At 60.6% G+C, this 25426-nt stretch carries 24 protein-coding genes; 14 read left to right on the forward strand and 10 right to left on the reverse strand.

From position 1 onward, the window contains the following. Positions 1-27: 27 nt before the first annotated feature. From Q0837_RS14605 to Q0837_RS14625, 5 genes are all read right to left on the reverse strand, one after another. Positions 28-3810, reverse strand: a complete 3783-nt coding sequence (locus tag Q0837_RS14605) for an efflux RND transporter permease subunit (RefSeq protein ID WP_298470595.1) — start codon at positions 3808-3810, stop codon at positions 28-30. 83 nt (positions 3811-3893) lie between these two features. Further along, positions 3894-5093, reverse strand: a complete 1200-nt coding sequence (locus Q0837_RS14610) for an efflux RND transporter periplasmic adaptor subunit (protein WP_298470597.1) — start codon at positions 5091-5093, stop codon at positions 3894-3896. Between the two features lie 209 nt (positions 5094-5302). After that, the gene (locus tag Q0837_RS14615) at positions 5303-5569 is read right to left on the reverse strand and encodes a GlsB/YeaQ/YmgE family stress response membrane protein (RefSeq protein WP_298470599.1); all 267 of its coding nucleotides are present in this window, start codon (positions 5567-5569) and stop codon (positions 5303-5305) included. Positions 5570-5675: 106 nt separating this feature from the next. Then, entirely contained in the window at positions 5676-5975 is a 300-nt protein-coding gene (locus Q0837_RS14620; protein ID WP_298470601.1) for a DUF1153 domain-containing protein, read from the reverse strand. Beyond that, positions 5975-6343 (reverse strand): hypothetical protein, encoded by a 369-nt coding sequence (locus tag Q0837_RS14625; protein WP_298470603.1) that lies wholly within the window; start codon positions 6341-6343, stop codon positions 5975-5977. Before Q0837_RS14625 ends, Q0837_RS14620 begins: the two co-directional genes overlap by 1 nt. A 174-nt stretch (positions 6344-6517) precedes the next feature. Here Q0837_RS14625 and mnmA point away from each other — a divergent pair, with 174 nt between their 5' ends. Beyond that, a complete protein-coding gene (mnmA, locus tag Q0837_RS14630) occupies positions 6518-7690 on the forward strand; it encodes a tRNA 2-thiouridine(34) synthase MnmA (protein WP_298470605.1) in 1173 nt (390 codons plus the stop codon). On the opposite strand, the gene Q0837_RS14635 is transcribed toward mnmA, so the two are convergent. Further along, the gene (locus Q0837_RS14635; RefSeq protein WP_298470607.1) at positions 7687-8028 is read right to left on the reverse strand and encodes a hypothetical protein; all 342 of its coding nucleotides are present in this window, start codon (positions 8026-8028) and stop codon (positions 7687-7689) included. The genes mnmA and Q0837_RS14635 overlap by 4 nt on opposite strands. Before the next feature lie 35 nt (positions 8029-8063). Between Q0837_RS14635 and Q0837_RS14640 the strand changes: the two genes are divergently transcribed. Continuing rightward, positions 8064-9206 (forward strand): serine hydrolase, encoded by a 1143-nt coding sequence (locus tag Q0837_RS14640; RefSeq protein ID WP_298470608.1) that lies wholly within the window; start codon positions 8064-8066, stop codon positions 9204-9206. Here Q0837_RS14640 and Q0837_RS14645 read toward each other — a convergent pair. The 3 genes from Q0837_RS14645 to pdxH are packed head-to-tail and all read right to left on the reverse strand — an operon-like array spanning position 9197 to position 11594. Next, on the reverse strand, positions 9197-9994 hold the full coding sequence (locus tag Q0837_RS14645; RefSeq protein ID WP_298470610.1) for a PhzF family phenazine biosynthesis protein: 798 nt from the start codon (positions 9992-9994) through the stop codon (positions 9197-9199). The genes Q0837_RS14640 and Q0837_RS14645 overlap by 10 nt on opposite strands. Positions 9995-9999: 5 nt before the next feature. Next, positions 10000-10929 carry a cation diffusion facilitator family transporter gene (locus Q0837_RS14650; protein ID WP_298470612.1) on the reverse strand — a complete coding sequence of 310 codons (930 nt, stop codon included), beginning with the start codon at positions 10927-10929 and terminating at the stop codon, positions 10000-10002. Continuing rightward, positions 10926-11594 (reverse strand): pyridoxamine 5'-phosphate oxidase, encoded by a 669-nt coding sequence (pdxH, locus tag Q0837_RS14655; protein ID WP_298470614.1) that lies wholly within the window; start codon positions 11592-11594, stop codon positions 10926-10928. Before pdxH ends, Q0837_RS14650 begins: the two co-directional genes overlap by 4 nt. A 174-nt stretch (positions 11595-11768) precedes the next feature. Between pdxH and Q0837_RS14660 the strand changes: the two genes are divergently transcribed. The 3 genes from Q0837_RS14660 to fabI are packed head-to-tail and all read left to right on the forward strand — an operon-like array spanning position 11769 to position 14587. Next, positions 11769-12743: a J domain-containing protein gene (locus tag Q0837_RS14660; RefSeq protein WP_298470616.1), complete on the forward strand. Its 975-nt coding sequence runs from the start codon at positions 11769-11771 to the stop codon at positions 12741-12743. A 12-nt stretch (positions 12744-12755) separates the two neighbouring features. Next, complete coding sequence (locus Q0837_RS14665) at positions 12756-13772, forward strand: YihY/virulence factor BrkB family protein (RefSeq protein ID WP_298470619.1); 1017 nt, start codon at positions 12756-12758, stop codon at positions 13770-13772. Positions 13773-13780: 8 nt separating this feature from the next. Beyond that, positions 13781-14587 (forward strand): enoyl-ACP reductase FabI, encoded by an 807-nt coding sequence (gene fabI / locus Q0837_RS14670; RefSeq protein WP_298471770.1) that lies wholly within the window; start codon positions 13781-13783, stop codon positions 14585-14587. A 3-nt stretch (positions 14588-14590) separates the two neighbouring features. Here fabI and Q0837_RS14675 read toward each other — a convergent pair whose 3' ends face one another. Next, entirely contained in the window at positions 14591-15886 is a 1296-nt protein-coding gene (locus Q0837_RS14675; RefSeq protein WP_298470621.1) for a sugar transferase, read from the reverse strand. Positions 15887-16021: 135 nt separating this feature from the next. Here Q0837_RS14675 and pseB point away from each other — a divergent pair, with 135 nt between their 5' ends. Genes pseB through Q0837_RS14720 form a run of 9 tightly spaced genes read left to right on the forward strand, consistent with a single transcriptional unit; the run spans position 16022 to position 25382 of the window. Further along, complete coding sequence (gene pseB, locus Q0837_RS14680) at positions 16022-17248, forward strand: UDP-N-acetylglucosamine 4,6-dehydratase (inverting) (protein ID WP_298470623.1); 1227 nt, start codon at positions 16022-16024, stop codon at positions 17246-17248. 16 nt (positions 17249-17264) lie between these two features. Next, positions 17265-18437 (forward strand): UDP-4-amino-4,6-dideoxy-N-acetyl-beta-L-altrosamine transaminase, encoded by a 1173-nt coding sequence (pseC, locus tag Q0837_RS14685; RefSeq protein ID WP_298470624.1) that lies wholly within the window; start codon positions 17265-17267, stop codon positions 18435-18437. A 1-nt stretch (position 18438) separates the two neighbouring features. After that, positions 18439-19137, forward strand: a complete 699-nt coding sequence (pseF, locus tag Q0837_RS14690) for a pseudaminic acid cytidylyltransferase (protein WP_298470625.1) — start codon at positions 18439-18441, stop codon at positions 19135-19137. A gap of 5 nt (positions 19138-19142) precedes the next feature. Then, positions 19143-20660: a UDP-2,4-diacetamido-2,4,6-trideoxy-beta-L-altropyranose hydrolase gene (gene pseG / locus Q0837_RS14695; protein WP_298470627.1), complete on the forward strand. Its 1518-nt coding sequence runs from the start codon at positions 19143-19145 to the stop codon at positions 20658-20660. A gap of 12 nt (positions 20661-20672) precedes the next feature. Beyond that, entirely contained in the window at positions 20673-21716 is a 1044-nt protein-coding gene (gene pseI / locus Q0837_RS14700) for a pseudaminic acid synthase (RefSeq protein ID WP_298470629.1), read from the forward strand. Between the two features lie 7 nt (positions 21717-21723). Further along, positions 21724-22722, forward strand: a complete 999-nt coding sequence (locus tag Q0837_RS14705) for a Gfo/Idh/MocA family oxidoreductase (RefSeq protein WP_298470631.1) — start codon at positions 21724-21726, stop codon at positions 22720-22722. Then, entirely contained in the window at positions 22719-23996 is a 1278-nt protein-coding gene (locus tag Q0837_RS14710) for a DegT/DnrJ/EryC1/StrS aminotransferase family protein (protein ID WP_298470633.1), read from the forward strand. Before Q0837_RS14705 ends, Q0837_RS14710 begins: the two co-directional genes overlap by 4 nt. Positions 23997-23998: 2 nt before the next feature. Further along, positions 23999-24526: a GNAT family protein gene (locus tag Q0837_RS14715; protein ID WP_298470635.1), complete on the forward strand. Its 528-nt coding sequence runs from the start codon at positions 23999-24001 to the stop codon at positions 24524-24526. Next, the gene (locus Q0837_RS14720; RefSeq protein ID WP_298470637.1) at positions 24507-25382 is read left to right on the forward strand and encodes a hypothetical protein; all 876 of its coding nucleotides are present in this window, start codon (positions 24507-24509) and stop codon (positions 25380-25382) included. Before Q0837_RS14715 ends, Q0837_RS14720 begins: the two co-directional genes overlap by 20 nt. The last annotated feature ends 44 nt before the right edge of the window (positions 25383-25426 follow it).

The following is a 25426-nucleotide window of genomic DNA, read 5'->3' on the forward strand; positions in this document are numbered from 1 at the left end:
TCACGCCCCAACCAAAGATGGCGGGAATCATTCCGCTGGTTCGGCCCCCGGCGGGATAGGCGATCCAGGGGTCGCCGGTTTACCGGGGTACGGCACGTCGGGCGACGGTTCGCCTGCGCCGGGGCCATAGGGCTTGGTGTCGTCGCCGGGCTTGTAGGTCAGCATCTTGTCGCGCAGCCACGGACCAACGCGCCGCTCGAAACCATCGGCAAGGCTGAAGCCTGCCGGAACGATGATAAGGGTCAGCAACGTTGACATGATGAGGCCGCCAATCACGACGATACCCATCGGCTGACGCCAAGCCCCATCGCCCGTCAGAGAGATTGCGGTTGGAACCATCCCGGCGGTCATCGCGACAGTCGTCATCACAATCGGTTGAGCACGCTTGTGCCCCGCTTCCATGATCGATTCGAGCTTTTCGGTGCCTTTGGCCATCTCCTCAATGGCGAAGTCGATCAGCAGGATCGAGTTCTTCGAGACAATACCCAGCAGCAGCAGAATGCCGATATAGACCGGCATGGTTTGCGGCATGCCAACCAGCCACAGCAGCAGGATACCGCCAAGCGGCGCCAGAGCGAGCGAGGTCATGTTGACCAGCGGGCTCATCAGACGCTTGTAGAGCAGTACGAGGCAGGCAAACACCAAGAGTACCCCGGCGATGATCGCCACGGTAAGGTTCGCCAGCATTTCCTGCTGCCACTCATCCTCGCCCACAACATCGCGGATCACTCCGGTTGGGAGCTCCTGCAGGATCGGCAGTTGATTGACCTTCGCCTGGGCTTCGCCTTTCACGACTCCGCTCGCAAGATCGGCGCCGATCAGAACGCGGCGGTTCTGGTTATAGCGTTGGATTGCGGTCGGACCGGAGCCGAATTCAATCTTCGCCACTCGGCCTAGCGGCACTGTACCGCCATTGATCGTCTGGACTGGAAGATTCTCGATGGTGGTCATGTCAGTGCGCGCTTCTTCGGAAAGCTTCACGCGGATCGGTATCTGACGATCCGACAATGAGAACCGTGCGGCGTTCTGCTCGATCTCGCCCAGGGTCGCGATCCGTATTGTCTGCGACAGGGCGACAGTCGTGACACCCAGTTCGGCAGCAATCTGTTCACGCGGGGTGATGATGATTTCCGGGCGGTTGAGGTCGGCGCTGATACGCGGTGCAACCAGCTCGTCGATCAACTTCATCTGCTCGACCAAAGTCGTTGCGGTTTGCTCCAGCAATTCAGGGTCGGAGCCTGCGAGCATCACGGTCAGATCGCGGCCGGAACCGAATCCGCCGCTCTGCGATTCGAAACGCACACGGGCGTCAGGGATGTCTTGCAGCAGCGGGCCGACTTCGCGTTCGAATTCGATCGAGGAGCGCTCGCGGTCATCCTTCAATGTAATGTAGATGCTCGCATTGCCGATGCGCGTCCGCTCAAGCATCAGTTCGACTTCTTGCTGTTCTTCGAGGATCGCGACGACCTGTTTCGTCACGCGCTGCGTTGTCGCCAGCGTCGTACCGGGCACCATCTCGATATCGACGGTGCTGTTCGAATCGTCGATCGACGGCTGGAACTGTCCGGGGATCTGACCAAACAGCAGAATCGTCACCAGTAAGGAGAACCAACCGACGCCGAGCATCCAAACCCGGTGGTCATAGAACCGCGCTGTCATGTAACGAGCTGAATCGGTACTCGCTCTTACACCGAGATACGCCAGATATAGAATGCCCGCAGTGACCGGCAGACCGAGAATCGACACAACATACTGCCCGAACGTCAGTGAGAACGGATCGAATCCTTGTGTTTCGGCGATTTCTCCTGGGACTGGATCGGGCGGCGGTGCGGCAAACGCGTTGAAGATTGCGTACATCAGCCCGATCGCAAAGGCGAAAGCCAGAAGCAGATAAATCGCTGTCAGGACAAATCCGATAGCTCTGGCAACGTTCCAATCGGATCGTATCAGGCGGTTGGGTAGCGTAAGGGCATGGAATACCAACCAACCGGCGACGAACGCGATCCCACTGGCCACCACGACCTGCAGAATTTCGAAGATCTTAGACGCAAGGAAATAGGGCAAGGAATTGGAATCTTCAGAAACCGCCAATGCCACTTGGGACGGGATATCGAGGCCTGAAATCGCGCCGAAGGCTGCGAACAGCGCCATAGCCGTCGTTGCAAGCACCAGGATGACGGTCAGAAGCAGAGAGAGCGAGTATAGAAAGCGCGAACGCGGGCTTGCCAGTCCGGCACGGCGCACTGCCATTTTGCCGGTGTCGAGGGTCCAAGCGAGCACGCGCATATAGAGGTCCATCCAGGGGCCTTCACCGTGCTTTGCGTGGCCATCGGCCTTCAGGAAATAGGCCGCCATCAAGGGCGTTATCATTCGCGCCACCGCCAATGACATCAGCACCGCGATCACCACAGTCAGGCCGAAGTTCTGGAAGAACTGGCCGGAGATTCCGGGCATCAGGCCAACGGGCAGGAACACCGCGACGATACAGAAACTGGTCGCAACCACTGGCAGGCCGATTTCGTCGGCGGCGTCGATGCTTGCCTGATAGGCGGTTTTGCCCATCCTCATGTGTCTCACGATGTTTTCGATCTCCACGATCGCATCATCGACCAGCACGCCAGCGACTAGCGCCAGCGCGAGCAGTGAGAGGAAGTTCAAGTTAAACCCGAGCAGGTCCATGAAGAAGAAAGTCGGGATGGCGGATAGCGGGATCGCGACCGACGAAATGAACGTCGCACGCCAGTCGCGCAGGAACAGGAACACCACCACAACCGCAAGCAGCGCGCCTTCGATCAGCGCTGCCATCGAGCTCTTGTACTGGCTCTCAGTGTACTTGACCGTGTTGAACAGCGGGATGAATTTGACGCCTGGATTTTCTTCTTCGATCTGCGCGATCTTCGCCTTTGCTTCGTCGAAGACGGTGACGTCTGAGGCGCCGCGTGCGCGGCTCATGAAGAAATTGACGACTTCCTTATCGCCAACCTCGCCGATCGAGGTCCGCTCCGAAAAGCCATCACGGACGGTCGCAACATCGGCCAGGCGGATAGTGCGGCCGCCGCCAAGCTGGATCTGGCGCTGCGAGAGCTCATAGGCGCTGTCATTGTTGCCAAGAACGCGGAGCGACTGCCGCGTACCGCCCACTTCAGCGAGGCCACCCGCTGCATCGATGTTGGACTGTCGCAGGACCGAGTTAAGCTGCGAGGCTGTAACACCCAATGCCTGCATCTTGGCAGGGTCAAGAATCACTTCGATCTCGCGATCAACCCCGCCCCAGCGACCAACCTCTGCCATGCCGGAAATGTTGCTGAGCTGTTTGGCCACGGTGTCGTCGGTAAACCAGCTGAGCTGCTCGATTGTCATGTCGTCAGCCTGGACCGCGTATATGCCAAGGAATCCGCCTGCGACCTCGGCCTTGGTGATGCGCGGCTCCAGAATACCGTCGGGCAATGCGCCACGGACCTGCGAAATCGCGTTCTGCACTTCCACGACTGCGTCGTCAGGATCGGTCCCGATCTCGAACTCGACAAAAGTGCCCGAATTGCCTTCGCGCGCCGTCGAGTTGATCGATTTCACGCCATTGATAGAATTGAGCGCACTCTCGACGCGCTGCGTGATCTGGTTTTCAATCTCGGTCGGCGCGGCGCCGGGCTGCGAGATCGAAACCTGCACGCCGGGGAATTCGACATCCGGGTTGTTGGTCACGTCCATGCGCGAGAAGCTGACCAATCCAGCGAACAGCAGCGCGGTGAACATCACCAACGGGATCACAGGATTGCGGATCGACCAGGCGGATAGATTACGAAAGTTCATAGTGACCTTGCCTGTTTCTCGCGTCGCTTACCCTTTACCATACGGTCCGAACACGCGTTCGGATGGCATTTGGCGGATGGCATTTAACTTTCTTGGCGGCGCGGATTGACCGTTTCGCCTGGATTTAGGAACCCGCCTGCACGCAGTACGACCCTTTCAGTGCCCGAAAGACCCTCAGTGATCGCGATGCCTTGCGCAGTGACCATTCCGGTCGTTACCGCCTGACGGGTCGCCTTGTTCTCGTCATTCACCACATAGACGAACGCGCCTTCATCATCGGCGAGGACCGCACTTTCGGGAAGCACTGTCGCTGTCAGGGTGCCGCTGTTGATTCGCGCCGTTGCAAAACCGCCAGGACGAAGCTCCGGCGCATAGGACAACGCAATGCGCGCGGTGCCCTGCCGGGATTGTTGATCGATGACCGGCGAGACCTGCCACACCTGTCCGTTGAATTCTTTGTCCGAACCGGTCGGGACGACGCTAGCCGAAACGCCTTGCGAAAGGCTGGCGAGCTGAACTTCACTCAGATTGGCGAGCATTTCCATCTCGCCGCCGCGAGCGATACTGAACAGAGCCGGAGTGCCAGCGCTAACAGTCTGGCCCGGTTCAACATTGCGCGAGAGAACATAACCCGATGCCGGAGCGACAATGTTGAGCTGCGCATTACGAGCGCGCCGTTCCTGCAATTGCGCTTTGGCAACTTTGACACGTGCGACAGCCGCATCGCGGGTTGCCGTCAGCCGGTCCACATCGGCTTTCGAAACAAACCCGCGCTCCACCAACTGCAATGCCCGGTCGAGATTGGCTTGCGCGATATCTGCATCGGCTTGGGCAACCTCAACCTGGGCCGCTTGTGCCGCAACTTGCTGAGTCTGTACCGAACGGTCGATCACGGCCAGCACTTGCCCGGCACTGACCCAATCGCCCGCATCGACGCGAACCGATCGAACCTGACCGCCTTCACCGACCACACCGACGGGCATTTCACGGCGAGCAGCAATCGTGCCCGGAGCTTCGATCATGCCCGAGACCGTGGTTTGGCCCGGTGCGATAACCGTCACCACAGGTGCTTGAGAATCTTCATCACCAGCCGCGACCGGTTCACCAGTGCTTATGGCGAAATAGGCGGCAATCGCCAGCAGCAGGCCAAGGATTCCGATCCCGCCCAGCAGCAGCCAGCGCGACACGCCGGAGCGCTCACCGCGCGCGCCAAGCACACCGCCATCCACATCGGCAGCGACGTTGTCAGCGGCTTCAGCCGTAATGGTGGTCTCGAAATTCATACCGTTCCCTCAAATGCGAAGGGTGTATTACAGATATAACTCACTAGGTGCAAGCGGTCTAGGCCTGGGTTCGATCCGACGCAATCCGCGGTTCGACTGATGACTTTGAGCCTAGACGAAGGGCTACTTGCCGAAATTGAAAGGGCGACACAGCAAACCACTGCGTCGCCCCCTATTCCAGTCTCTCGATTGGATTTGTGTTGGTACGATTAGCGTACTCGGCCTCGTTGAATAAGGTTGACGATGCCCAACAGGACGACGGCACCAAGTACAGCAACACCAAGACCGATCAGCGAAAACTCCTGAACGCTACCGCTAATCCCAAGAAGTGGGCCGGCAATCATGTTGCCGACGATCGAACCGATGCAGCCCACGACAATATTCCAAAAAATCCCCATCGACGCGTCGCGGTTCATAACCAAACTAGCGAGCCAGCCGGCTACGCCGCCAACGATAAGCGCAATAATCCATCCCATATCCGAATTTCCTCCTTGAATCGGTGGTTTCACCTATCCCAACGGGAGAAAATTAGAAACGTTCCAGAGAGCTTTCTTACTGGCAGTCGATCAACTTATTGATTTTTCAGTACTTAAGCTGACGTTCGTAGAGGTCGCGGTAGTGCTGAATGCGGGTTACGCGCAGACCCTGCATGCCCGAACGGTCGACGGCACGCTGCCACGATGCGAATTCTTCGAGAGTCAGGCTATAGCGTTCGAGCACTTCGTCGATGGTCAGCAGCCCGCCATTAACGGCGGCCACGACTTCAGCCTTGCGGCGGACGACCCAGCGCTTTGTCTTGGGCGACGGCAAATCATCGATCGTCAGCGGTTCGCCGAGCGGGCCGATCACTTGTGCTGGCCGAATGTCCTGATTTTCAATCATCAAACGTCTCTCGCATCGCTTATTGCCGCTTCACCATCTGGTTCACTGACAGTGGCGCAAGAAGCTTTAGAGCCACCTAAAGCATCAGGGTTAACGGACCGTTCGCTTTCTCCGAGCGATTGGAAATAGGTGGCAGCTGCATCGCCAAAGCTCGATGCGGTGGCATCGATATTCACACGCGAATCGCGCCTGAGCACGCGGCGCAGATCGCGCGCAGCGTTCAGCCGTGCGGTCAATTCGCTCCATTCGATGGCGCGCAGCGCGTCACCGCCTTGGCCGGGCACGCGGTCGCGGCTTCCGACCAGCAAATCGCCGGGGACGGAATCGCCACTCGAAACTTTGGAAACAGGCGTCAGATTCTCAAACATGACGACTCTGATAGGGCGCACTGGTCAAGATGTAGTAAAACTGGAATTTACCACCCCTTAGGAAAAGCGCTGGCCTCAATGGCAAGTGGTTGGGAGCAAAATTGACGACCCAACCCTCGGTGCGCCCTGCAAGACTGGCACAATTCCAGCGCATTCCCTATATGCGCGCCTCGCATGAACACCGCTTCACCTCTCGCGCCCAGCCCGACCTTCGGGCTTGATACGGCCAGCCTGTTCGACCTGCCGCGTCCTGCGTCCGAATGCCGGATCGTGGTCGCGATGAGCGGCGGGGTCGATTCGTCGGTAGTCGCGGCGCTGGCGCATGACACCGGCGCGGAAGTAATCGGCATTACGCTCCAGCTGTATGATTATGGCGCGGCGACTGGCCGCAAGGGCGCATGCTGCGCGGGCGACGATATCCGCGATGCGCGCAATGTCTGCGACCGGTTGGGCATTGCGCACTATGTCTTCGACCATGAAAGCGCGTTTCGCGAAGATGTGGTCGAGCAGTTTGCCGACGAATATCTCGCCGGTCGCACGCCCGTCCCCTGCATCCGCTGCAATATGGGGCCGAAGTTCACCGACCTGTTCCGCATGGCGCGCGAGCTTGGCGCAGATTGCCTTGCGACCGGACACTATGTCCGTCGGGTCGAGACCGACGAGGGTGGTCCGCATCTGTACCGCGCGGTCGATCCGGCGCGCGACCAGTCCTACTTTCTCTATGCGACGACGCAGGAGCAGCTCGACTATATCCGCTTCCCGCTCGGCGGGCTGCCGAAAACGCAGGTCCGCGAACTTGCGGAAGCTGCGGGGCTACGCAATGCGGCCAAGCCCGATAGTCAGGACATCTGCTTCGTTCCCGATGGCAATTACGCCAAGATCGTGACCAAGCTGCGCCCAGAAGGCGGCGTGCCGGGAGCGATTGTTCACGCCGCTAATGGTGAAACGCTCGGCGAGCACAAAGGGATCATCCATTTCACCGTCGGACAGCGCAAAGGCTTGGACATCGGCGGCCAGCCAGAGCCGCTCTACGTGATTGGTTTGGATGCCAAGACCCGTGAGGTTCGCGTCGGCCCGAAACGCATGCTCGCGGTGGAAAGCGCGGTGGTGATTGAAACCAATCGGATTGGTCCGCTTCCTGATGAGCCACTGACTGCGAAGGTCCGCAGCTTAGCCAAGCCGGTTCCAATCACACTCGACGGTCCACTGGGCGACAATGCGAGCACCACGCTCCATTTCGCCGACCCGGAATTTGGCGTTGCCCCCGGTCAGGCGGCGGTGATCTATTGCGGTGAGCGCGTCATTGGTGGCGGTTGGATCGACTCCACCACTTCTGTGGCGAGCTAGCCTTCCCACTCCTCCAGGACGCAGCCATAGCCTTCGCGGTAGATGGCTGTGTTCGAGGTTACGAGCGGGAAGCGCGCAGTGACGCTCTTGGAATCGACATCGTCTGAAAGCGTGACGAGCTCCATTCCGCCCAGTTTGTCTTTCTCACAATCCTCCATGCTGCGCCCGGCCACAAAGCGGCAGGAACATGCCACTCGCGCCGCGTAGGACGTGCCAACCGAAGCGTAGCCGTTGATCGGCTCGCGATAGGCATAGGCCGCGCCCGCTAATCCGACGCCGATCAGCAACAGAAGCCACAGGCCGATGCGGGAAGAGGTCGAACGCTTTGCTTTTGCCATTGCCAATCCGAAAAGCTTGGGGAATTGAGTGCGCGATGATGCATCGCCCGATATCCCTTATCGCCGGATTGGCGCTCCTGCCAAGTCTTGCTTCTTGCGGCAGCGCTCCGCCGGCCGGACCCGCTCCGCTGACCGATGAAGCCTTGGCTGCCGTCACTGACAAGGCAGGCGCACCGAAAGACCAACTGGCCCGCGAAGTGGACGAGCTATTCACGCTCGAAGGACTCGGAGAAACCCGTGCGCTAGTGGTGATGTCGGACGGAGAGATCGCTGCCGAGCGCTATAGCGAAGGTTATGATGCCGAAACGCGCTTCATCTCGTGGTCGATGGCCAAGACGATCACCGCCGTGCTGGTCGGCATGCTGGTCGCAGACGGCAAGCTGAGCGTAGACGATCCCGCGCCAGTGCCAATGTGGCAGCGCCCTGGCGATCCGCGCGCAGAGATCACTTTGCGTCACCTACTGCAAATGCGCTCAGGCCTGCGTCACACCGAGGCGGGCGATCCGCCCTACGACTCGAGCGAAGTCAGGATGCTGTTCCTTGATGGCAGAGACGACATGGCGCAGTGGGCGAAGGAACAACCGCTCGAGGCCGAACCGGGCGAGCGTTTCGAGTATTCTTCAAACACCACCGTCATTCTCGCGGATATTGCGGCGCGGGCGCTGACGGAGAGCGATGATCCTGAAGCGCGACGCAAGGCGGTCGGCGACTATCTGGAAGAGCGACTTTTTGCGCCGCTTGGCATGACATCGATGGTCCCCGAATACGATGCGGCAGGCACACTCATCGGTGGCAGCCTGATGCACGCCACCGCGCGCGATTATGCGAAATTCGGCGAGTTCATGCGGCTCGACGGGCAATCGCCCGAAGGCGAACAACTGGTCCCCAGCCGCTGGATCGAAGCGATGGTGGAACCCAGCCCAACCGCGCAGCAATATGGCTATCAGACATGGCTCAACCGCCCGCTGGGAAAAGAGGGCGCAGAATGGGGACATCCGCTGTTCCCTGAGCGCGCGCCGGCAAGCCTGTTCTCACTGATCGGTCATATGGGACAATATGTGCTGGTCTCGCCCGAGCAGCGCGTGACTTTGGTGCGGCTTGGCCATTCGACTTCGGAAGAGCGCCCACCGATGCTGCAACAGGCGGCGGACGTGATTGCGCTGTATCCTCAGAGGTAGAACACACCCTCAACCACCGTCACGCAAGGTCCGCCTAGCCACACGCGCTCCCCATCCATTCGAATCGTCAGATCACCACCGCGCTCGCTTGCCTGATGCGCAGTCATGGAATTGCGGCCCAACCGCTCGGCCCAGAAAGGAGCCAGCACCGCATGCGCTGAGCCGGTGACACTGTCTTCGTCGGCTCCGCCACCCGGAACGAACACCCGGCTGACAATGTCAGTTGAGTTTCCCGGAGCGGTGCAGATGAATTGATCGTTTCCGAGCTTGGCTAGCGCGGCAAAATCAGGTGCCAGTGCGCGCACTGCGGCTTCGTCTTCAAACTCGAATATATTGTAGCGCGATTCGTTGCGGTGGACGCTGAGCGGCTCGCTCCCCAGCAGCGCGACGGCCTCGGAATATTCAGCCTGCTGAGTGTGGATCACCGGCAGCGCCAACTCATAGGTATCGCCATTCCGACGAACCTCAAGAATGCCGGACATGCGCGTACGGAAGGCGACACCCTCGCCCCCATCCCGCTTCAGCAGCACATGCCCCGTCGCCAGTGTCGCGTGTCCACAGAGTGCGATTTCATTGGTTGGTGTGAACCAGCGAAGCTCCCAGTCGGCCTCTCGCGCCTCGTCACGAACCACAAATGCCGTCGCTGCGAACATATTCTCAGCGCTGATCGCCAGCAGGGCATCGTCAGGCAACCATTCCTCGAGCACCATCACCGCAGCCTGATTGCCGCCAAACGGCGCGGCGCTGAACGCATCGACATGCCAATACGGAATGGGAGGCTGGCCCACCGGCATCACTCTTTCTCCAACCTGTCGAATTCGTCTTTCTCGGCCATTGGATTGTCCGGCTCATCAACGTGGCCGACGGGGTCGATATGGATGAGCAGCTCCATGTCCGGGAAATGAGCGACAAGGTCGTCCTCGACCCGCTCAATGATCTCGTGGGATTCCTCGACCGTCATTTCACCGGGCAGATCGACGTGGAACTGGACGAAATCGCGCGTGCCGCTGGTACGCGTGCGCAAGTCGTGGAGGCTGTCGAGTTCTGGGTGACGCGCTGCCACTTCGACCAGTTTCAGCCGCTTTTCTTCAGGCCATTCGCGGTCCATCAAGTGGTCGACCGCTTCGCGCGCCGTGCCCCATGCGCCCCAGAGCAGCCAAGCCGCAATGGCCAGTCCGAAGAGAGGGTCTGCGCCTGTGATGCCCATATATTGATCGACCACCAGCGCCGCGATGACGGCGGCGTTGAGCAACAGGTCGGACTGATAATGCACATTGTCGGCGCGGATCGCGACCGATCCGGTTTTGCTCAGCACGTGACGCTGCCATGCGATCAAGGCGAGCGTCGCGCCGATTGCGATCACCGAAACGGCGATCCCTTCCTCCGCCGCGCTGGTTCGCTGTCCCTCGATCAGCGCAATGATCGCACGAAAGCCGATCCCTGCCGCCGATAGCGCGATCAGGATCACCTGGAACATGGCAGCGAGCGATTCCGCCTTGCCGTGTCCGAAACGATGCTTCTTGTCTGGCGGTTGCGCTGCGATGCTGACCCCGATCAGAGTTGCAATCGATGCCACCAGATCAAGCGCTGTATCCGCCAGACTGCCCAGCATGGCCGTCGATCCGGTGCGCGCCGTCGCCCACAGCTTCAGCCCAGCCAAGAACAGCGCCGTCGCAATCGACGCATAGGCCGCGCTGCGCGTCAAAGACGCCTTATCGGTCACGGATAGAGCAGTGTGTCGGTCCAGCCGGAACCATCCGCTTTGCGCGTGAAAAGGCGGCGATCATGCAGCCGATTGTCGCGGTCCATCCAGAACTCAATCTCGTTCGGCACCAGTGTGAAGCCGGTCCAGTGCGCCGGACGCGGCACTTCACCTGCGCCCTCATGCTCAGCCCACAATGTCTTCACCCGGTCTATATAGGTTTGACGGTCCGGAAGCGGGCGTGACTGATCGCTTGCCGCAGAGCCCACCTGACTCTTGTAGGGACGAGAATGGAAATAGGCGTCCGCGCGCTCGGGCGTCACTTCGAAGAGCGGGCCGGCAATGCGAATCTGTTTGCGCTGGCTCTTCCAGTGAAACAGCAGGGCAGCCTGCATATTGGCGCGGATATGGCTGCCTTTGCGACTCTCGGCGTTGGTGAAAAAGGTGAACCCACCTTTCTCGCTCTCGCCGGGACCATGACCCTTAAGCAGAACCATCCGCACCGAAGGCGCTGCGTCCGCAGAGGCGGTCGCGAGCGCCATCGCGTTGGCATCGTTGGGCTCGCTGTTCTGTGCGAGCGCAAACCACTCGTCGAAAAGGACATAAGGGTCAGAACCACTCGGGATCTGGCTATCCGCAAGCTGCGATGTGTCGAGGCTTTGCGGGTGGGTGGTCACATCACTCATATCGTTTCACCTGAGACGCTTTGGAACCGTCCACGCTATATGGGCCAGCAATGCCCGCATGCCAGCGGAATGTCTCCGCAGGCCGGTCTTGAATCGCCAATTGGTTAACCCAAGCTGTTTGTTCCTTACAACGCACGCTTGCACCTCGGCACCGTCTCACCTAGCTAAAACACCATGGCAGACCCGTATGGCACCCTTGGCGTAACGCGCACGGCCTCAGAAAAGGAGATCAAGAGCGCGTATCGTAAGCTTGCCAAGCAGCTGCACCCAGACCGCAACAAGGAAAATCCCAAGGCTGCCGAGAAGTTCTCGGATGTGACCAAAGCCTATGATCTGTTGTCGGACAAGGACAAGCGCGCTCAGTTCGACCGGGGCGAGATCGACGCGGAAGGCAATCCGCTGAATCCGTTTGCCGGAATGGGCGGAATGGGCGGGCGCGGCTATGCCGGCGCTGGCGCTCCACGCGGCCATAGTCAGCAGGACTTCGGCGGCTTCAACACCGACGATATGGATCTCGGCGACCTGTTCGAGGGATTGTTTGGCGGCGGACGCGCACGCCCATCTCCGAACAATGGAGCACGGCGCGGCTTTGGCCAGCGGCCTCCACCTCCTCCGCAGAAAAAGGGCGCTGATATTCAGTACCGTCTCGCGGTGCCCTTCGTCGATGCAGCCGCAGGGCGCGATCAGCGCATTACGCTGGCCGATGGCAAGGCGATCAATCTCAAACTGCCGGTCGGCGTTACCGATGGCACGCAAATGCGGCTGCGTGGCAAGGGCCATAGCGGTCCGGGCGGCAGCGGCGACGGAATCGTAATCATCGAGATCGGCGCGCATCCCTTCTTCCACCGCGACGGCGACAATATTCGCATGGACCTGCCGATCACGCTGAGCGAGGCAATTCGCGGTGCGAAGGTCAAATGCCCGACCGTCGATGGCCCAGTGATGCTGACGATCAAGCCAGGCACCAGCGGCGGCACGGTGATGCGGCTGGGCGGTAAGGGTTGGACGAAGCACGGCAAGAAGCCGGGTGAACGCGGCGATCAGCTCGTCAACCTCGAGATTCAGCTGCCAGAAGACATCGAAAAGCTGGAAGAACAGCTCGGTGACTGGGTCGATCCGGCGCGGCCTCGCGAGAAATTCGGCCTGTAAGGGCGCTGCCGGATGGGTGCGCCATCGGACTATCGCCCGCAAGACCCGCGCGAAATTCGCTCGCTTTCGCCTGAGGCCCGCAGGCGGCATTCGTTTCTAGCTCAGCATCTCAAAAAGCCAGAGCCCGAAGTCTTAAGTTGGCAGCAGAAATTTGCGCGCGCACTCGGTCCTGGGACACGCTTTTTCGAAGTCGTCCGCCGCACAGCGGTGGGATCGTACAATGACGGCTTTATCCACGCGGGCAATCTCGCCTACCTCTCGATGCTCGCGATTTTTCCGTTTTTCATTCTCGGCGCGGCGCTGTTCGAGCTGATCGGCGGCAGGGAACAATCTGCGGCGCTGATCGAGACAGTGCTGGTCGCGACGCCGCCAACCGTATCCGAAGTGATCAGACCGGTCGCCGAAAACTCTGCCGAAGCGCGCTCTGGATGGCTGCTCTGGCTCGGCGCGGGCATCGGGCTTTGGACCGTTTCGAGCCTGATCGAGACCATTCGCGACATTCTGCGCCGTGCCTATGGCACGACTGCACGGCATGCCTTCTGGAAGTACCGCCTGCTGTCGGCAGGCCTGATCCTAGGTGCGATGATCCTGCTGATGGCCAGTCTATTTGCGCAGGTCGCCATCGGTACGGCACAGCAGGTGATCGATGCGCGCCTGCCCCAGCTTGCCGAAGCTATCGGAACATTGCGGCTCTCGCGGATCGTCCCCGCGCTAGGTTTGTTCGGCTCGCTTTACATGCTGTTCTATACCCTGACGCCTGAAGAGTACCGGAAACGGCGCTATCCCAAATGGCCCGGCGCGGTGTTTACGGCGCTTTGGTGGCTTGGCGTATCGAGCGTGATGCCCGCAGTCCTGCGCAGCTTCTTCACGTACAATCTGACCTACGGCAGCCTCGCCGGGATCATGATCGCACTGTTCTTTTTCTGGCTGGTTGGATTGGGACTCGTTATCGGAGCTGAATTGAACGCCGCTTTGGCGGAACCGGACGCCAATACGTCCGAAGATACCGAGAGGGAGAATTTGGCATGAGCGATCAGATGCCCAAATTAATGCACGGCAAACGCGGGCTCATCATGGGTCTCGCCAATGACAAGTCGCTCGCATGGGGCATTGCCAAGCAACTCGCCGAACACGGGGCCGAGCTGGCATTCTCGTATCAGGGCGAGGCTCTGGCGAAACGCGTGAAGCCCCTGGCTGAACAACTGGGCAGCGACTTCACCTTCGAATGCGATGTGTCGAGCATGGATTCGCTGGATGCAGCTTTCGACGCCCTGAAAGAGCGCTGGGACACGATAGACTTCGTAGTCCATGCCATAGGCTTTTCGGACAAGAATGAACTCCGCGGGAAATATGTCGACACCAGCCTCGACAATTTCTTGATGACGATGAACATTTCGACCTATTCGCTGGTCGCTGTGACAAAAAGAGCGGCGGAGATGATGCCGAATGGCGGCAGCATCCTGACGCTGACCTATTACGGCGCCGAAAAGGTCATGCCGCATTACAACGTGATGGGCGTCGCCAAGGCCGCGCTGGAAACGAGCGTGAAATACCTCGCCAACGACCTTGGACCACAAGGCATCCGGGTGAATGCGATCAGCGCCGGGCCGGTCAAGACGCTGGCGGCGAGCGGGATCGGCGATTTCCGCTACATCCTGAAGTGGAACGAACTCAACGCACCGCTTCGCCGGACAATCACGATTGACGATGTGGGCGGATCGGGCCTGTACTTCCTGTCCAACCTATCATCGGGCGTCACAGGTGAAACGCATCATGTCGATGCCGGATACCATGTTGTCGGAATGAAGCAGGCAGACGCGCCGGATATCGCGCTGGAGAAGTAACTTCTACTTTGAGCCGAAGCCTGTGGCGATGGTGTGGATCGTACGCATCACGATCAGCACGTCGAGCCAGAACGAGAAGTATTTGATGTAGTAGAAGTCGTACTGGAGCTTGATGTCGATATCATCGAGCGTTGCGACATGCCCCTGATTGACCTGCGCCCAGCCGGTCAGCCCCGGCTTCACGATGTTACGATATGAGTAGAATGCGAGGTTGTCCTCGTACCATTCCGCCAGCGCGTTCGCTTCCGGCCGCGGTCCGATCAGGCTCATCTCGCCTTTGAGGATGTTGAACAGCTGCGGCAGCTCATCGAGCCGAAACTTTCGGATGAAGCGGCCGATTTTGGTGACGCGCGCGTCCTCATCCTGAGTGATCGCATCCTCGCGCGCGGCATCGCCGGTTGGGGCAGCCCGACTTGTCATCGAGCGGAATTTGTACATCCGAAACGGCCTGCCGCCCATGCCAGTGCGGCTCTGGACGAAAAACGGCGATTGGCGATCTTCGAGCCAGATTGCGATCGCTAGAGAGATCATGATCGGCAAGGTCAGCACAATCGCGATGAGGCTGCCGACAATGTCGATCAGGCGCTTGATCGGAGTGTAGGATTGGTTAGGGATCAGGGAACCGAGCGAGTTTTCGGACAGATGTTCGATCTTCACCTGTCCAGTGAGCGACTCGGTCAGCTGCTTGTAGTGGTACACCGGCACCCCGGCGAGCGAAGCCTTGGCCAGCAGGCGCTCCCATTCATCGGGCAGGTCGGCGCGGAAGTCGGCGACGATATTGGCAGCACGGTCGGCGGGGATTTCAGGCCGCGATAGTTTGCGCACCGGAAAGCCTTCCACGTCCTCCATCAGCATCGCCTTGCCGAACGGGACGAGGTAGAAGGGCTGCTGGCGATGTGTACGATTGCTCCAGCGCAATTGCATCGCGATCAGCGTGGAAACCGCCGCCGAATATCCCAGCATCACGCGGCTGTAATCTGTACGAAAGGCAAACATCACGATCACGACCAGGATAAAGCTAGTCCACATGATCGGGACACCATGCACAGTGCCTCGTGTGCCCGGCAGATCGAGCACGCGGCCCGCGAGATACATACCCAAAAACAGTGCGACAGTTGCCGCGATGCCGGTGTTGATCATAGTGGGATCGATAAATGCTTCGGTGATGCCGAGCAGGTCGTAGGCGATCAGCGGTACAAACACGACCACCGTCCACGCCACTCCATATCGAATGAAGGACGTGATCGGGTCATTGCGGCCACGCATGCGTGCCGCGGGTGTGATCGGCTCGATCATCATTATTTTTGTACCTACACCTTTCCTGATGTTTCCCATCAGGCCCCAAAAACCGCCCATAAACGGGGATTAGGGGGCTAGCAAGGGCGGCATGCCTCCGCTCTGGTAACGCTTGTCGCGCTGAATCCCTTCACCACGATGACGATTCTCCGGGTGATCTTCGCTCTGCCGCATGATGCTCTCGGCAGGCCGCAATTGGTCCATTTCGGAGGCGGTTGTTCGCCGCCAATTCGGAGCCAGCCGCCAGAAATATCCGGTTGCCTTGGTACAGGGCCGGGCTGTAAAGGGGCCGCCAATCAGGCCGCACGGGCCTTTACTTGCGTCTTCAATCCGACCGGCGAGCATTTAACCGACATGCTGAATAACAAATCTGTTCTCGTAACCGGGGGCACCGGCTCCTTTGGCAAGGCGTTCGTCCGCACGGTTCTGAAGCGTTACCCCGATATCAAGCGGCTGGTGATCTATTCGCGTGATGAGTTGAAGCAGTACGAAATGGCACAGCTGTTTCCGCGCTCCGAATACCCGGCGCTACGGTATTTCCTAGGCGATGTGCGCGACGAAGCTCGGCTAAAGCGCGCTCTCGAAGGGATCGACGTCGTCGTCCACGCCGCAGCGCTCAAGCAGGTGCCAGCCGCCGAGTACAATCCATTCGAATGCATCAAGACCAATGTGCTGGGCGCGCAGAACCTGATCGAAGCCTGCTTTGACAGCGGGGTCGGCCGGGTGGTCGCCCTGTCGACCGACAAAGCTGCGGCACCGATCAACCTGTATGGCGCGACCAAGCTGTGCAGCGACAAGCTGTTCGTCGCCGCCAACAATGTGAAGGGCACGCGCGACATCCGTTTCTCCGTGGTGCGCTACGGCAATGTCATGGGCTCGCGCGGCTCGGTCATCCCGTTCTTCATGGCCAAGAAAGACGAAGGCGTGCTGCCGATCACCGATCAGCGCATGACCCGTTTCAACATCTCGCTGCAAGAAGGCGTCGAGATGGTCCTGTGGTCGATCGAAAATGCCGAAGGCGGCGAAGTTCTGGTGCCGAAAATCCCGTCCTACCGGATCGGCGATGTCGCCACTGCGATTGCTCCCGATGCCGAACAGAAAGTCATCGGCATCCGCCCGGGTGAGAAGATCCACGAGGAAATGATCACCGCCTCGGACAGCTTCAACACCGTCGATATGGGCGAATATTACGCGATCCTGCCGGTCAGCGCCGACTACACGATCGAGGATTATTGCAAGGATCACGGCGGCAAACCGGTCGAACCGGGTTTCGCCTATTCGAGCGGCGACAACCCAGATTTCCTCACCGTCGAACAAATCCGCGCCTTGATCAAAGAGCATGTCACCGGACAGGTGATCGACTAATTCCAGGAGCCGGATAGTGGCTGACGAGACCCACGAGTTCATCCCGTATAGTCGGCAGGAAATCAGCGACGCCGATATTGCTGCGGTGACGGACCAGCTACGGTCGGATTTCCTGACGCAAGGCCCGGTTGGCGGGGAGTTCGAGCGCGTCTTTGCCGAGCGTCATCAGGTCAAGCACGCTATCGGCGTCTCGAACGCCACCGCCGCGCTGCATATCGGGTGTCTCGCCTTTGGCATCGGCCCCGGTTCGTTGGTCTGGACCTGCCCCAACAGCTTCGTCTCAAGCGCGAATTGCGCGATCTTCTGCGGGGCCGAGGTCGATTTCGTCGACTCCGATCCGGTGACGCGCAACATGTCGCTCGAACTGCTCACCGCCAAGCTCGAGGCGGCAGACAAAGTCGGCAAGCTGCCCGACGTGGTGATCCCAGTCGATTTCTCGGGCCTACCCTGTGACCTGTCCGAAATGCGCGCGCTGGCCGACACATACGGTTTCAAGATCCTCGAAGATGCGAGCCACGCGACCGGCGCGACTTACAAGGGCCTGCCAACCGGATCGGCCCACGCGCATGCCACGGTGTTCAGCTTTCACGCGGTCAAGATCGTCACCACCGGCGAAGGCGGGATGATCGTGACGCAGGACGATGAGCTTGCCGAGAAACTTCGGCTGCTGCGCTCGCACGGCGTGACCCGCGACGAAGGCCTGATGCAGCGCGCCTCAGAAGGCGGCTGGTATTACGAAATGGTCGATATGGGCTGGAACTACCGGCTGACCGATGTGCAATCGGCGCTCGGCCTGTCGCAGCTGACCAAGATGGACGAATGGCGCGACGCGCGCGAGGCGCGCGCGGATCGCTATGATGCGCTGCTCGCCGATGGACCGTTCAAGCGCCCGGCCCGGTTCAATGACCGGGTTTCATCATGGCACCTCTATGCGGTCGAGCTGACAGCGGACGCGAAGATCGGGCGCGCCGAAATGTTCGCCGCGATGCGCGAGGCGAAGATCGGGGTGAACGTGCACTACATCCCGATCCACACGCAGCCTTATTATGAGCGGCTCGGCTTCACCCGCGAGCAATTCCCGAACTCGGTGGCCTATTACGACCACGCTTTGTCGATCCCACTGTTCCCGGCAATGACCGACGCGCAGCAGGACCGCGTGGTTGAGACTATGCTGAGGCTGGCGGCGTAGAATGTCAGAGAGTATCGCCATTATCCCGGCGCGCGGCGGATCGAAACGGATACCGCGCAAGAATATCAAGCCCTTCGCGGGCAAGCCGATGATCGGCTACGCCATCGAAGCGGCCAAGGCGTGCGAAGCGATCAGCCGCGTGGTCGTGACGACCGATGATGACGAGATCGCGCAGATTGCCGAGGATTTCGGCGCCGAAGTTCCGTTCCGCCGTCCGCCCGAACTCGCCGACGATATTACCCCCACCGTCCCGGTGATCCAGCATGCGATCAACGCCTGCCGCACGCGCGGCTTCGAGTTCGAGCACGCCTGCTGCATCTATCCCGGCGTCCCGTTCATCCGCACCGAAGATCTCGCCGAAGCGCTCGAACTGCTGATCGCGCATAAGGGCGAAGGCTACACCTTCCCGGTGACCGGCTTCCCTTCGCCGATCCAACGCGCGTTGAAGCGCGATGATGCGGGCGCTGTTGCGCCCTTCGATCCAAGCCACGTCAACACCCGGACGCAGGACCTCGAACCGGCCTATTTCGACGCCGGTCAGTTCTATTGGGGTGCAGTAGAGACCTGGCTGACCGGCGCGAACATCCACGCCAATGGCCGCGCCATCGTGCTGCCCGAATGGCGCGTGGTCGATATCGACACGCCCGAAGACTGGGACCGCGCCGAGGCTCTGCACAGGGCCATCGGTTCGGGCGAGTAACCGCAATGAAGATCGCCATCCGGGTCGATGCCTCGGCGCAAATCGGCACCGGGCATGTGAAACGCTCGCTGTCATTGGCCGAAGCATTGCGAAAGCTCGGGGCAGAGGTTCGGTTTGTCACCCGCGCGCTAGGCGTCGACAGCGTTGGAATGATCGCAGGCGCTGGTTTTGAGCGCACTGTGCTGCTCGCCCCGCCTGGCAGCGTCTTCACACCCGATCCGGCAGTGCCGCATTCCGCATGGGCCGAAGTCTCGCTTGATCGCGATATCGACGGCACCTGCGAAGCCTTGGAGGACTTCGCGCCGGACTGGGTCGTGCTGGACAGTTACGCATTCGATGCGCGCTGGCACGAGGCGGTTCGCGGCGAGCTCGGCTGCAAGATCGCGCAGATCGACGACCTCGCTGATCGTGCACTCGCATGCGACTTGCTGATCGACCACACTTTCGCACCCGACCATCGCGCCAAATACGCCGAGGTTCTGCCCCGCTCGGCACGACTGCTCGGCGGGCCGCGTTATGGCTTGCTCGGGCCAGCTTACGCCGACGCAGCGCGCTATGAATTCAATGAGGACGTGCGCTCGATCGGTGTCTTTATGGGCGGCGTCGATGCCGGGGATCACTCGCAGAGCGTGCTTGATGCGCTGGATGTCATCGGCTTCGAAGGCGAGATCGAAGTCGTCGCCACTTCCGCCAACCCGCATCTCGGCGACTTGCGCGAACGCATCACTGCACGAGCCAACACCAGCCTCTCGCTTGACCTGCCCGACCTCGCCGCATTCTTCGCCCGCCACGATCTGCAGGTGGGCGCGGGCGGTGGCGCGAGTTGGGAGCGCTGCTGTATCGGCGTGCCGACATTGCTGGTCGTAGTCGCACCCAACCAGATGTCGGTCGCCCCGCTCCTCGCCGAAGCCGGGATCGCAGCCTTCGCACCCGACCCCTCGCCTGAGACATTGGCAGGCGAACTTAAAGCGCTGATTGATGATGCCCCTGCGCGCCAAAACCTCGCCGCCAAATCACGCGAGCTGGTCGATGGTTTGGGAGCAACACGCGCTGCACTTGGCATTCTCGCAGAGAGTCTCGCCGTTCGGCCTGCCAAACTCGAAGACGCGCGTATGATGTTCGACTGGCGCGGTGACGCTGCGACGCGTGCGGTCTCGCTCGAGAGCGATGAGTTGGTGTGGGATGATCACCTCGCATGGCTCACACGCGTTCTCGAAGACCCAGCCCGCCAACTCTTCGTTGGCGAGATCGGCGGGCGACCCGTCGGTGTGATCCGCTTCGATTTCTCCGAAGAGGCGCGTGCAGAAGTCTCACTCTATCTCGATCCCGCTCTGCACGGCCTTGGTCTCGGCCCGCATCTGCTGCTCGCAGGCGAGGCCGCCGCTGACGCCGCCATTGTCGACGCGACCGTGCTGGAAGGGAACCGCCCCTCCCAGCGCCTGTTCGAACATTGCGGCTACACGCAAACCGCCCCGACCACCTGGGTAAAGCACCGCTTGCCCAGCGTGCACGCCAAGCTGTAAAGGCCCCGCATCATGCAGATCAACGGACGTACAATAGGCCTCGACGCCCGCCCCTATCTGATCGCCGAGATGAGCGGGAACCACAACCACTCGCTGGACCGTGCGCTGGAAATCGTCGATGCGGCGGCGGAAAGCGGCGCGGATGCGATCAAGCTGCAGACCTACACCGCCGACACGATCACGCTCGATTGCGACGGGCCGGGCTTTGTGATCGAAGATGAGAAGTCGCTGTGGAACGGGCGGCGGCTGCACGAACTCTATGACGAAGCGCACACGCCGTGGGACTGGCATGGGCCTATCATTGAGCGTGCGCGCAAGCACGGCCTCGATTGCTTCTCGTCGCCCTTCGACGCGAGCGCGGTCGACTTCCTCGAAAGCCTCGACGTCCCGGCCTACAAGATCGCGAGCTTTGAAGTCATCGACCTGCCACTGATCCGCAAGGTCGCGGCGACTGGCAAGCCGATGATCATCTCGACCGGGATGGCAAGCGTGATCGATATTGGCGAAGCGATCCGCGCTGCGCAGGAGGCCGGCAACGACCAGCTGTGCATCCTCAAATGCACCAGCACCTATCCCGCGACGCCCGAGAACACGAACATCTCCACCATTCCCAATATGCGCGACACATTCGGCGTCGAAGTGGGCCTGTCGGACCACACGATGGGGACCGGCGTTGCGGTCGCGGCGACGGCTTTGGGTGCGGTGCTGATCGAGAAGCACTTTACGCTTCGCAGGGCCGATGGCGGGGTGGACAGCACCTTTAGCCTCGAACCGGCGGAGTTCCTCGCACTGCGCGAAGAAACCGAGCGCGCGTGGCAATCGCTCGGCCAGGTCACCTATGGCGGCACCAAGGCCGAGGAAGGCTCACGCCAGTTCCGCCGCTCGCTCTATATCGCTGAAGATATGGCAGAGGGCGAAGCCTTCACCGAAGCCAACCTGCGCTCGGTACGCCCCGGTTTTGGCCTCGCGCCCAAGCACTACGACACGCTGCTAGGCAAGCGCGTGAACCGCGCGCTGACCAAAGGCACGCCGGTCAGCTGGGACCTGATCGCGTAAGCGGTGGATGGCGTACAAGGTTCTCATCATCGGCTGCGGAGCCATTGCAGGTGGGTACGATGCCGAGCGCTCCCCTGATGATTGGCCGCTGAGCCATGCCGGGGCGATCGCGCGGGATGATCGGTTTGACATTTGGGCCTGCTTCGACACGGACGACGATGCGCGTTATGATTTCATGGATCGTTGGGACGTTCCCATTTGTCTGGGCGAGCTAGAACCTCCTTTTGCAAAGCCAGGTGATTTCGATGTGGTTGTGATCGCGTCACCAACGCAGTTTCATGCGGAGCATCTTGAATACGCACTTACATTGAGGCCAAAATTGGTTTTCTGCGAGAAGCCGCTGGCCGCCGATTTGGAAGGGGCACGAAACCTTGCGGCGCAGTTTGATACCGCACGCATCCCGCTGGCCGTGAACTACACCCGCCGCTGGGCACCCGATCTGGTCGAGCTTGCACAGGAAGTCCGCGCTGGCGATTGGGGTACGCTCATCAGCGCGATTGGCACCTACACCAAAGGTATCGTCCACAACGGCTCGCATATGGTCGATCTGCTCGGCATGTTTGTCGGCGAGATGCGGGTTCACTCTGTCGGACCGGGATGGTGCGATTTCTGGGATGACGACCCGACCGTCTCCACCATGCTCACCACTGGCGACCTTGGCCTGCCGATCCACCTTATTGCTGGCGATGCCGAGCATGTGACGCATTTCGAACTTGTGCTCAACTACGAGCGCGGCGAAATCGCGATGCGCGATGGCGGGATGCGAATCGAAACGCGACGGGTTCAAGACAGTGAGACATTCGCCGGATATCGCCAGCTTGGACTGCCTGAGAGGATGCCTGGGCGCTATCCCGAAGCCATGACACAGGCATACGCCAACATCGCCGAAGCATTGGACACCGGCGCGCGCCTTGCCAGCACCGCGCAAAACGCCATTGAAGCGCACAAATTTTGCGAAGAGATTCGCCTCAAGGCGCTCGAAACCATCAAGAAAGACCCCGAATGACCGACCAACTCGCCCTTCACGGCGGCTCCCCGCTGATCCAGCGCGAATTCGATGCATTCAAATCGATGGGCCGCGACGAAGAGGAAGCCGCGGCGCGTGTCGTGCGCTCGGGCGTGTTGTCGGCCTATATCGGCGCTCCGGGTGAGCTGTTTATGGGCGGCACCGAAGTGCGCGCATTTGAGGCCAAAGCGGCGGACTATTTCGGGGTGAAGCATGCGCTTGGCGTGAACAGCTGGACCAGCGGATTGATTGCCGAGGTCGGCGCGATTGGCGTCGAGCCGGGGGACGAGATCATCACCTCACCGTGGACTATGAGCGCCACCGCCATGGCGATCCTGCACTGGAACGCGATTCCGGTCTTCGCCGATATCGACCGCGAGAGCTTCAACCTCGATCCTGAAAGCGTGCGCGCGAACATCACGCCGCGCACAAAGGCGATCATGGCGGTCGATATTTTCGGTCAGACTGCCGATGTCGCCGCGTTGCGTTCGATTGCCGACGAACATGGCCTCAAGCTGCTGGGCGACACCGCGCAGGCTCCGGGCGCGATGAGCGATGGAGGGCACACCGGGACCGGCTATGACATTGGCGGCTTCAGCCTCAACTATCACAAGCACATTCACTGCGGCGAAGGCGGCATCCTCGTCACCAATGACGATGCGCTGGCTGAGCGGTTGGCGCTGATCCGCAATCACGCCGAAAGCGTGCTGAAACCAACCAGCCGTGAGCAGCTCAACAACATGATCGGCTACAATTTCCGCATGGGCGAGATCGAAGCCGCGATTGCCAGCGTGCAGCTCGACAAGCTGGCCGAGCGTGTGGCAGACCGTCAACGCGTGGCGGCAGAGCTGAACGAAGGGCTTGGCGGGCTGGAAGGTCTGACGACACCCAAAGTCGCCGAGGGCGCGACGCATGTCTATTACGTCTACGGCATGACGCTCGATACCGAGGCGCTGGGCGTCTCGCGCGCGAAAATTGTCGAGGCGCTCAAGGCGGAAGGCGTGCCAGCAGTCATGTCGGGCTATCAGAACATACACCGCCTTCCGATCTTCACCGAGCAGGTCGCCTATGGCACCAAGGGCTTCCCGTGGAGCCTGCGCGAGGACAAGAATTTCGCCTATGGAACTGGCACCTGCCCGGTCGCCGAAGAACTGCATGACAGCGAATTCCTCGGCCTGAGCATATGCGTCCACCAATTGCCGAGCGAGGATGTCGCGCAGATCGTCGCAGGTTTCCAGAAGGTCTGGGCCAATCTGGACTCGTTGAAAGGCTGAACGTGGCGGAGTTCCTCGAACTCTTCGGCGAGAAGATCTCCCTGCGCCCGTTCGGTTCGGGCGACATCTCTGACGCCTATCTCGGCTGGCTCAATGATCCGGAAGTCACGCGCTATTCCAATCAGCGCTTCCGCACGCACTCCCACGAAAGTTGCGCGGATTATCTCGCCAGCTTTGCCGGTACGCGAAACCTCTTCGTCAGCGTGCGCGACACAGCTTCCGGCACCGCAATCGGGACGATGACCGCCTATCGCAACCTCCACCACGGCACCTGCGATGTCGGGATCATGATTGGCGCGCGCGATTTCTGGGGCGGTGGATACGGGCAGGAGGCGTGGAACCTGCTGACCGGCTGGCTGATCGAGGTGGCGGGCGTGCGCAAGCTCACCGCCGGATGCCTCGCCGCCAATGGCGGAATGATAAAGCTGATGAAGCGCTCCGGCATGGTTCCCGATGGCGTTCGCAAGGGTCAGGAACTTGTCGATGGGACGCCCGTCGATATCGTGCACTATGCCCGCTTCGCCGATTGATGCGCTGCCCCGCCCGCTAGCGATAGCGGTGCATGATGCGGGCGCGGCCAATATGATCGCCGCATGGGTGGACGCGGCGAGCGAACCGACCGAGCAAGTGATCGCAGCCGGGCCTGCGCTGACGATCTGGCGAGCGCGCTTTGGCGATGACGTAGCGATCACCGACAGCACCGATGCTCTAAATGGGTTCGCTTGCGTGCTGAGCGGCACGGGTTGGGCGAGCGATCTGGAACACCGCGCGCGGATCGCAGCGGCGCGCGGCGGAATCCGCTCGGTCGCCGTGATCGATCACTGGGTCAATTATTCCATGCGCTTCGAGCGCGAGGGTGTTGTCCAATTGCCCGACGAGATCTGGGTCGGTGACGGGGACGCAGCGCGGATCGCGACCGAGGTTTTTCCATCGGTGGCAGTCTGGCAGCACCCCAATCTCTACCTTGCCGAACAGGCACTCTACGCCGGGCCGGTGCCGGATGATGGCGATGTGCTGTTCCTGCTCGAACCCGCGCGCAGTGATTGGGGCAAGGATGCACCGGGCGAATTTCAGTCGCTCGATTACTTTATGGAGCAGCGCGAGGCGGCGGGCATCCCTGCGACAACAACCGTGCGCGTTCGCCCTCACCCGTCTGATCCGGCGGGCAAGTTCGACGAATGGGTAAGCGCTCACCCCGGCACGACACTCGACGCCTCCCACGACATGGGCAGCGCCCTCGCCCAAGCACGCTGGGTCGTAGGCATGAACTCCGCTGGTCTCGTCATCGCGCTCGCAGCCGGGCGAAGCGTCTTCAGCGCCCTTCCGCCGCATGCGCCGCCTTGCGTCCTGCCGCACGCGGCCATCACAAGGCTCTGTGACATCTAGCCTTTGCGGGCGGCATCCGCCAAAGCGAGGCCAAGGGATCCAAG

This window comes from uncultured Erythrobacter sp. (genome assembly GCF_947499705.1).
Taxonomy (GTDB): Bacteria; Pseudomonadota; Alphaproteobacteria; order Sphingomonadales; family Sphingomonadaceae; genus Erythrobacter.

Excerpts from the sequence above, each read along its gene's own strand:
- Q0837_RS14605 (WP_298470595.1), bottom strand. The coding sequence starts at position 3,810 with ATGAACTTTCGTAATCTATCCGCCTGGTCGATCCGCAATCCTGTGATC.
- Q0837_RS14610 (WP_298470597.1), bottom strand. The coding sequence starts at position 5,093 with ATGAATTTCGAGACCACCATTACGGCTGAAGCCGCTGACAACGTCGCT.
- Q0837_RS14615 (WP_298470599.1), bottom strand. The coding sequence starts at position 5,569 with ATGGGATGGATTATTGCGCTTATCGTTGGCGGCGTAGCCGGCTGGCTC.
- Q0837_RS14620 (WP_298470601.1), bottom strand. The coding sequence starts at position 5,975 with ATGATTGAAAATCAGGACATTCGGCCAGCACAAGTGATCGGCCCGCTC.
- Q0837_RS14625 (WP_298470603.1), bottom strand. The coding sequence starts at position 6,343 with ATGTTTGAGAATCTGACGCCTGTTTCCAAAGTTTCGAGTGGCGATTCC.
- mnmA (WP_298470605.1), top strand. The coding sequence starts at position 6,518 with ATGAACACCGCTTCACCTCTCGCGCCCAGCCCGACCTTCGGGCTTGAT.
- Q0837_RS14635 (WP_298470607.1), bottom strand. The coding sequence starts at position 8,028 with ATGGCAAAAGCAAAGCGTTCGACCTCTTCCCGCATCGGCCTGTGGCTT.
- Q0837_RS14640 (WP_298470608.1), top strand. The coding sequence starts at position 8,064 with ATGATGCATCGCCCGATATCCCTTATCGCCGGATTGGCGCTCCTGCCA.
- pdxH (WP_298470614.1), bottom strand. The coding sequence starts at position 11,594 with ATGAGTGATGTGACCACCCACCCGCAAAGCCTCGACACATCGCAGCTT.
- Q0837_RS14660 (WP_298470616.1), top strand. The coding sequence starts at position 11,769 with ATGGCAGACCCGTATGGCACCCTTGGCGTAACGCGCACGGCCTCAGAA.
- Q0837_RS14665 (WP_298470619.1), top strand. The coding sequence starts at position 12,756 with ATGGGTGCGCCATCGGACTATCGCCCGCAAGACCCGCGCGAAATTCGC.
- fabI (WP_298471770.1), top strand. The coding sequence starts at position 13,781 with ATGCCCAAATTAATGCACGGCAAACGCGGGCTCATCATGGGTCTCGCC.
- Q0837_RS14675 (WP_298470621.1), bottom strand. The coding sequence starts at position 15,886 with ATGATGATCGAGCCGATCACACCCGCGGCACGCATGCGTGGCCGCAAT.
- pseB (WP_298470623.1), top strand. The coding sequence starts at position 16,022 with ATGACGATTCTCCGGGTGATCTTCGCTCTGCCGCATGATGCTCTCGGC.
- pseF (WP_298470625.1), top strand. The coding sequence starts at position 18,439 with ATGTCAGAGAGTATCGCCATTATCCCGGCGCGCGGCGGATCGAAACGG.
- pseG (WP_298470627.1), top strand. The coding sequence starts at position 19,143 with ATGAAGATCGCCATCCGGGTCGATGCCTCGGCGCAAATCGGCACCGGG.
- pseI (WP_298470629.1), top strand. The coding sequence starts at position 20,673 with ATGCAGATCAACGGACGTACAATAGGCCTCGACGCCCGCCCCTATCTG.
- Q0837_RS14705 (WP_298470631.1), top strand. The coding sequence starts at position 21,724 with ATGGCGTACAAGGTTCTCATCATCGGCTGCGGAGCCATTGCAGGTGGG.
- Q0837_RS14710 (WP_298470633.1), top strand. The coding sequence starts at position 22,719 with ATGACCGACCAACTCGCCCTTCACGGCGGCTCCCCGCTGATCCAGCGC.
- Q0837_RS14720 (WP_298470637.1), top strand. The coding sequence starts at position 24,507 with ATGCCCGCTTCGCCGATTGATGCGCTGCCCCGCCCGCTAGCGATAGCG.